Here is a 1,912-nt window from a genome sequence, read left to right on the forward strand (position 1 = left end):
GTCAAAATCAACTGTGAAAGCATGTCGAGCAGGGAAGAAAGTCGATGACTGGGACAAGAGCACATTCGGCATGTCCAGCTTAATCCTATTCAGCAGTGCCCTCGCCTGCCGGAACGACGGTCTGATCAGTTAGCCACCATCTTAGGGAAATCAGTAACTATGGAAAATGACCCCCTCAGCCTCGATGAAATCGTCCGCCGCGTGGATACGAAAGCCGCCGACTACTGCGCCTTAAGCGACCGCATCTGGGCAATGCCAGAATTAGCTTTTGAGGAGCATCGCTCGGTTGCCGAGCACATCGCTGTGCTCGAGCGCGAAGGTTTTCGTATCACCACGAATGTCGGCGGCATGGCGACCGCCTTCATCGCCGAATTCGGCCAGGGCAGCCCCATCATTGGCATCCTCGGCGAATACGACGCCCTTCCCGATCTGGCTCAAGTCTCGAGCGCAACTAGACCTAGTTCGACCGAAGGCGGACCAGGTCATGGCTGCGGGCACAATCTTCTCGGCGCTGGCTCGGCGCTTGCAGCAGTCGCATTAAAGGATGCGCTCGCAGCTGAAGGTATTGAAGGTACAGTGCGCTTTTACGGCTGCCCGGCAGAAGAAGCTGGAGGGGGTAAGGCCTTTATGGCCCGAGCCGGCGCTTTCAACGATCTCGATGCAGCCTTCTGCTGGCATCCAGCGGTGGTTAACGAAGTGCTAACGAAATCCTCGAACGCCGCAAAGTGGGCCCGTTTCTCTTTTACCGGTCGCGCGGCACACGCGGCGGCGGATCCCCATTTGGGGCGCAGCGCGCTCGACGCGGTCGAGTTAATGAATGTCGGCGCTAACTACTTGCGCGAGCACATGCCCTCAGACGCTCGCGTTCACTATTCCATTATCAACGCCGGCGGTGAGTTCCCTAACGTAGTGCAGGCCTATGCCGAGTCATCGTATTCTATTCGTTCTCCGACCCTGCAAGATGCTGAGCGGGTGTTTGCGCGCGTGAAAAAGATTGCAGAAGGTGCGGCACTTATGACCGAAACCTCTGTAAAGGTGCAAATCACTGGCGGCTACTCCAACGTTTTGCTTAACAAAGCGCTGTATGAGGTTATGTACGAGAACATGCGCCGTATCGGCCCGCCCCCTTTTGACACAGCTGACTATGAGTTCGCCAAGGAGCTTCGCAAGACGGCGCTGTCGGACGATGATGTGCTGGCCAGCGTCGTGGGGAGCGATGTTTCGTTGAAGGACAAGATCCTCCACGATAGCCTCCTCCCATTGGGGGCAGACCAATTCCAGATGGGCTCGACAGACGTGGGCGACGTCAGCTGGATCGTGCCAACTGTACAGTGTTGGACAGCCTGCTTCGCCATTGGCACGCCCTTCCACAGTTGGCAGCTCGTCACGCAAGGCAACTTGCCTGCGGCCCACAAGGGAATGATATTGGCTGCCAAGGTCATAGCTTGTACGGCGGCGGATTGCATACGCAATCCAGCAATCATCACTCGTGCAAAGGCGGAGTGGAAGCAACAAACCGGGGGGGGGCCATATCTCTGCCCAATACCTTTGGACGTCACGCCCAGTAATTTGCGTGCGAAGGCGCCTTAAAGCCCGGCTCTTACGGTTTGAGAGAGGTCGTGAGTGTGCGGCCGACCTGGTCCGGGGTTCTGGTATTGATGTGCATCCTAAGTGACGTATCAATCCGCCGAGTTAAGCGGAGTCACGATTGACAATCCCGTTCGCCCCCTTAGCGGCGTGGCATTCCTACTGGTCCTCGCCTGACATAAGAGTCCGGCTTGGGATTCCCTTTCGCGGGTTTGCATGCGAGTCTGGCGCATGCGCACAGGAATATCCCTCACCGTTTCGTCGATTGATCGCCAGCGCCTGAATGCGCTGATCCAGGATCGCAATGCACCACAGAAGCACGTTT

The 1,912-nt window shown here is 57.0% G+C and carries 1 protein-coding gene; it reads left to right on the plus strand.

Annotation, left to right across the window (positions count from 1 at the left end; all coding sequences use genetic code 11):
* The first annotated feature begins 159 nt into the window (after positions 1-159).
* A complete protein-coding gene (locus DH10_RS33070) occupies positions 160-1,590 on the plus strand; it encodes a M20 family metallopeptidase (RefSeq protein ID WP_192385802.1) in 1,431 nt (476 codons plus the stop codon).
* Positions 1,591-1,912 lie beyond the last annotated feature (322 nt).

It is taken from the genome of Mesorhizobium silamurunense (genome assembly GCF_014843825.1).
GTDB classification, from domain to species: domain Bacteria; phylum Pseudomonadota; class Alphaproteobacteria; order Rhizobiales; family Rhizobiaceae; genus Mesorhizobium; species Mesorhizobium silamurunense.